The sequence below is a fragment of the Actinophytocola sp. genome (genome assembly GCF_050699935.1).
Lineage (GTDB): Bacteria > Actinomycetota > Actinomycetes > Mycobacteriales > Pseudonocardiaceae > Actinophytocola.
Map to the genome: position 1 here is coordinate 1 of NZ_JBOHGB010000250.1, position 5552 is coordinate 5552.

Genomic DNA, 5552 nt, shown 5'->3' on the forward strand with positions numbered 1-5552 from the left:
GCGGTGCACCGCACGCCACGCAGGTGGCGCCCTCCGGCGGCAGGTCCGGCTCCGCGGCCGCCGGTGCGGGCGTCCCGCCGGTGTCCGATGGCGCCGCGGCCGGTGCGGCGCCACCGATCTCCCGGCCGCAGACGTCGCAGAACTCGTCGTCGGCGGAGTCGTGGCCGGCCGGACACACGGACATGGGCAGCGCCTCAGCTTTCCTCGGTCGTCTTCCTGCGCACCCGCATCGTCTTGCTGGACCGGGTGTCCAGGGTCATCTCGTCGACGGCCGCGACCTTGCGCTTGAGCCGCACCGTCCCGGTCTTGGCGTCCTCGACGTCGACCACCTTCGCGAGCAGCTTCGCGGTGTCCGAGTGGCCGGTCTCGGTGGCGAGCTGCACCGCACGCCCCAGCTTCGCGGTCGCGGTCCCCACATCGCCCGCCTTGCGCGCCTCCAGACCCTCCTGGATCGCGTCGGCGAGCTCCGCCTGCCCCGTGTAGTGCGCCACCTCCCGGTTGATCCGCGTCGACAGCGCCGAGTCCTCGGTCCACACCGCCAGGATGTTGCCCTTGCCCACCACGGTCTCCCCGGACGGCCCCGGCATGACCAGGCTCACCCGGCCGGCCAGCATCTTCTCGCCCGTGGCGGCCGCCGGCACCTGCACGCACACGTGGTAGTCCCGGGTCTCCGTACCCCACGAGCCGGTCGGGTAGTCGCCGCTGCGCGGGGGCACCTCCGTGCGCCGCGCGGTCAGGTCCGACAGCGTCGGCTCGACCTGCTTGACGAACTTGACCGTCGCGCCCTGCGGTGTCCACAGCCGCAGCGACACGTCGGCCACCGCCTTGTTCATCGCGGACGCCGCCATCGCGCGGAAGTCGGCCTCGAGCCCCTCCGGCTCGGCCACGATGTCGACGGTGCCGAGCAGCGTGTCGGCGATCTGGCGCAGCTCCTTGACCTCCCAGTCGGTGCCGACCCCGCGGGCGTCGCACACGAAGTGGCCGGTCACCTCCGCGATCGTGCGGTTGAGCTGGCGCGGCGTCTCGTGCATGTTCTGCCCGTCGGTGAGCAGGATGGCATGCCGCATCGAGCTCTGCTGTGTGGCGAACAGGCTGTCGGCCAGCCGCAGCCACTTGCCGATCGCGGTGCCGCCGTTGGCCGACAGCTTCGCCACCGCCTGCTTGGCCTCCGCCCGGGTCTGCGCGCTCGCCACCTCCAGGCCGTGCCGGTACGGGTAGACCAGGCGCGCGTCGTCGGTCCCGGCGATCACGGCGAACGCCACGCCGTCGCGCAGCGTGTCGATCGCCGCCGCGGTCGCCTGCTTGGCCGACGAGAGCTTCGTGCGCGGCACGTGCATCGAGCCGGACGTGTCGACGATGATCACCTCGGCGGCCGAACCGGGTGGCGTGGCCGCCGTGGCCGGGCCGGTGCCGGACGTGGTCACCGTGATGATCGCGTTCACCTCGGTGGCGCCGACCGACAGGTACTCGTTCTGGTAGATCTCGACCGCGAAGTCCGGCGCTCCGGTCATGCTTGTTCCGCCTCCCCGGAATCCTGTTCCGCCTCCCCGGAATTGGTTGCGTTGGGGGACGGAGGGTTCTGTCTGGTCACGTACTTGTGGCTGGTTTGCGTCACGGTCCCCTGGGGTGCGGTTGCGAAGCCCTCGGCCTGATTCGATCTTGGGGTTGACACAAGGGAGGTCATGGCTGGCCCCCTGACGGTTCCGGCGGTTCTGACGGATTCGGTGGGAACGGCACGAGCACGGTGGTGATGTTGTCGTGGCCGCCGAAGTCGAGCGCGATCCGGGTCAGCTCGCTCGCGGCGGGCAGCAGGTCGACCTCGGCGGGTGGGTCGTCGCCGGGCAGGGCGTCGACCAGGACCTGCGGGTCCGGCAGGTAGTTCCACAGCCCGTCGCTGCACAGCAGCACCAGTCCGGGGCCCTCGGGCGTGATCGTCAGCGTCCGCGGCTCGATGTCACCGGCGTCCGCGCCGATCCACTTCGACAGCGCGTGCGCCTGGTGCATGGCCATCGCGTCCTCCTCGCTCATGCCCTCGGCGACGAGCTCGGCGGCGACCGTGTCGTCGACGGTCAGCCGGCGCGGTGGCGTCGGGGCGTCCGCGGCGGCGAGCCAGTAGACCCGGCTGTCCCCGACCCAGCCGACCGTCACCTCGGTGGGCGTGACGACGGCCGACACGAACGTGCACGACGGCGCGGTGCCCGGCACCGACGGGTCGGCGAGCCCGGCGACCACCTCGACCGCCCGCGCGACCGCCGCCCGAGTCGCCCCCTCGGCGTCCTTGCCCTCGACCGCCGCGTCGAGCAGCACGTCGGCCGCCTCGTCCACGGCGAGCTGCGAGGCGTTGTCCGCACGGTCGGAGGTCGCCACGCCGTCGCACACCACGGCGACGACCGCCGGGGTCTCGCCAGAGACCACGCCGAACGCCATCGAGTCCTCGTTGCGGGCACGCCGCCGGCCCTTGTCGCTGATGCCGGCGACGAGCTTCAGGTCGCTCTCCATCCGGTCGCGGCCGCCCGGCTGCGCGCGCCCGCAGTCCTCGCAGAACCCGTCGGCGCCGAGGTTGCCGCCACCGCAGCCCACGCACGGGCCGCCGCCGGGCGCGGCGACCGGCCCGTCCTTCGGCGTGCGCGTGACGAGCAGGCTCGCGCCGCAACCCTCGCAGAACCGGTCCTTCGCCCCGACGGGCTCACCGCAGCTGGGACAGGTCATCACACCCACGTCCTGGGCCGGATCCGGTTGGCCGTGTCCACCAAGTCGATGCGCTCCCTCGTGTTGTCGGCGTGTCTGGCCAGCGTCCGGTAACAGCGTTCCAGACCCGCGCGCAGGCCGTCCTCGGTCAGCGCGCCGCCGAGCACCGTGCCGGACCCGCTGTGCCCGGCGAGCACCCACCGCAGCGCCGTGCCCAGCACCTCCGCGGACGCGTGCGCGCGACGCTCGGCGTCGACGTCCAGGTCGGCCAGCTGCTTGCCGGCGGCGACCAGGTCCTCCTCGGTCAGGTCGCCGACGGAGCCGCCCGCCGGTACCCGGAGACGGGCGCGGACCGCGGCCAGCTGCGCGACGACGTAGTGGCTCGACGTCTCCGGCACCGAGCTCAGCACGTCCACCGCCTCCAGCCGCTCGCCGAGCGCGAGCAGCGCCCTCGCCAGCCCGAAGGCCGCGCTGACGTAGGCACGGTCGGTGCGCCACACGGTCCGGTAGTACCGGTCGGCCGCGCGGTGGTCGCCGGCGGCCTCGGCGCACAGCGCGATCGCGAGCTTGGGCGCGGCCTCGCCCGGCACGGCCGCGTAGACGCGGTCGAACCGCTGCCGCGCGACGGTCGTGTCGCCCTCCGACAGCGCGGCCAGCCCGCGGTGCCAGTCGATCAGCCAGGCTCGCTCCAGGTCGGTGACGTCCCGGGCCAGCTCGTCGAGCAGGCGCCGCGCGGTGGCCACGTCGCCCAGCTCGATGTGGGCACGCGCGATCCGCAACCGAACCTCCACAGTGGACTGTGGGGCGGTGCGCAGCTCCTCGATCAGCGCGGCCGGCTCGGTCGCGCTGACCGTGGCGAGGAACGCGGCGGCCGGGTCGGCGCCGTCCACCCGGGGCACCGGCAGCATCTCGACGATCGCGGCCAGCTCACCGGTGTCCAGCGGCGTGCCGGGCTCGGTCCGCACGCCGAACGAGCGCCGCTCCTGGGTGAACTCCGTCGAGGCGCCCGGTCGCGGCACGCCGTCCTCGGCGGCCAGCACCTCCCGCAGCACGCCGGTGAGCTGGTCGCGCATCTCCTCGGCGGAGGTGAACCGGGCGTGCGGGTCGTGGGCGGTGGCCCGGCGCAGCAGCCGGTCGTAGGACTCGAACTCGGCGAGCAGCGGCTCCTCCGCGGCCGACGGCAGCGAGGCCTGGTGCTCGCGCTGGAAGTCGAACGGGAACGTCATCACCGCGAGCGTGCGGCCGACCGTGTAGATGTCCGAGGAGGTCGACGGGCCGGCTGTGGCGATCTCCGGCGCCTGGTAGCCGATCGTGCCGTAGACCGCGCTGTCCTCGTCGTCGAGGTGGCGCACCGCGCCCAGGTCGATCAGCTTGAGCTGCTCCTCGGTCTGGATCACGTTGTCCGGCTTGAAGTCGCAGAACAGCAGCCCGAGCGTGTGCAGGTAGCCGATCGCGGGCAGCATCTCCAGCGCGTAGGCGATCGCGCGGGACAGCGGCAGGCACGCGGCCAGGCCCTCGGTCTGCCGGATCTGCTTGATCATGTCCTTGACAGACCGGCCGCCGACGTACTCCATCACGATGTAGCCGACGGTCGTGTTCGTCCCGGCGTCGCTGTGCTGCACGAAGTTGTGGATCTTCACGATGTTCGGGTGCTCGACCTCGGCGAGGAACCGCCGCTCGGCCACGGCGGCGGCCATCGCGTCCGCGTCGCCGGTGTCCAGCAGACCCTTGAGCACCACCCAGCGATCGGCCACCGCGCGGTCGAGCGCCAGGTAGATCCAGCCGAGCCCGCCGTGCGCGAGGCAGCCGAGCACCTCGTACTGGTCGTGCAGCACCTCACCGGGAATGAGCTTCGGCGTGAACGAGTAGCCGTGCCCGCACTTCGTGCAGAAGCCCTCCGCGCGGCCCGGCTTGCCGTCTCGGCCGCGGCCGACCTTGGTGCCGCAGTTGCTGCAGAACCGCTTCTCCTCGGGCACCTTCGGGTCGGTGAGCACCGCGGTCTTCGGGTCGCGATAGGGCACCCGCGGGATCTCGACCAGGCCAGCGCCGAGCAGGCCGCGCGCCGACGAGCGAGTCGAGCCGCGGCGCGAGCTGGAGGTCACCGAGCCGGAGGAGGTCGTCCACGAGATGCTGCCGGTGCGCGAGCTGCCGGTCCGGGTGCTGGGTGTGGCCACGTCGGCGGTCGGCCCCGGCACCTCGGGTGCGGCGATGTCGGTCGGCGTGGTGCCGGCCGGCGCCTCGAGTCCGCAGGCGTCGCAGAAGCCGTCCTCGTCGATGGTGCCGGCGCAGCCGGGCCGGGGACACGCAGTCATGACAGTTCCGCCTCCCGTTCCGCCTCTCCGGAATTCGATGTGTTGGTCCCGTTGAAGGACGGAAAGTTCTGCCTGGTCACGTACTTGTGGCTGGCTTGCGTCACGTTCCCCTGAGGTGCGGTTGCGAAGCCCTCGGCCTGATTCGATCTTGGGGTTGACACAAGGGGTGTCATGACTGTTCCGCCTCTCCGGAATTAACCCTTGTGGTCGCCTTGGGTTGGTGTCTTCCGGTTGAGCACGTACTTGTGGCTGGGTTGCGTCCCGGTCCCCTTGGGTGCGGTTGGGAGACGCGCGGCTCTCGCAGGCGCGGGAGCGTCATTCGGTTCCCTCCTCGGACGCCGGGTGCGGACGCTCCCGGTGCTGCAGAGCCTGCTGGTAGCGGTTGAGCGCGCGGGTCGCGGCGGGCAGGTCGCACGGCGCGGTGAACAGCAGCTCCTGCGTCCGCTGGTGCAGCCTCTCGAGCGCGAGGTCCTCGGCGTAGCCGAGCCGCGCGGCCTTCACCCGGTACGCCTCCAGCCGCCCCCGCAGCTCGGCGCGCCGGTCGAGCAGCCC

Annotated in this window: 3 protein-coding genes and 2 pseudogenes; all 5 read right to left on the reverse strand. The window is 72.4% G+C overall.

Annotated elements, in window-relative coordinates:
* A pseudogene (locus ACRDTB_RS37120) lies at window positions 1-184 on the reverse strand (hypothetical protein); the annotation flags it as partial.
* A gap of 10 nt (window positions 185-194) precedes the next feature.
* On the reverse strand, window positions 195-1511 hold the full coding sequence (locus ACRDTB_RS37125; RefSeq protein ID WP_431436945.1) for a vWA domain-containing protein: 1317 nt from the start codon (window positions 1509-1511) through the stop codon (window positions 195-197).
* A gap of 169 nt (window positions 1512-1680) precedes the next feature.
* Complete coding sequence (locus tag ACRDTB_RS37130) at window positions 1681-2709, reverse strand: protein phosphatase 2C domain-containing protein (protein WP_431436946.1); 1029 nt, start codon at window positions 2707-2709, stop codon at window positions 1681-1683.
* Complete coding sequence (locus tag ACRDTB_RS37135) at window positions 2709-5000, reverse strand: tetratricopeptide repeat protein (protein ID WP_431436947.1); 2292 nt, start codon at window positions 4998-5000, stop codon at window positions 2709-2711. The genes ACRDTB_RS37130 and ACRDTB_RS37135 overlap by 1 nt, the downstream gene beginning before the upstream one ends.
* A gap of 315 nt (window positions 5001-5315) precedes the next feature.
* Window positions 5316-5552 (reverse strand): annotated as a pseudogene (locus tag ACRDTB_RS37140) (hypothetical protein); the annotation flags it as partial.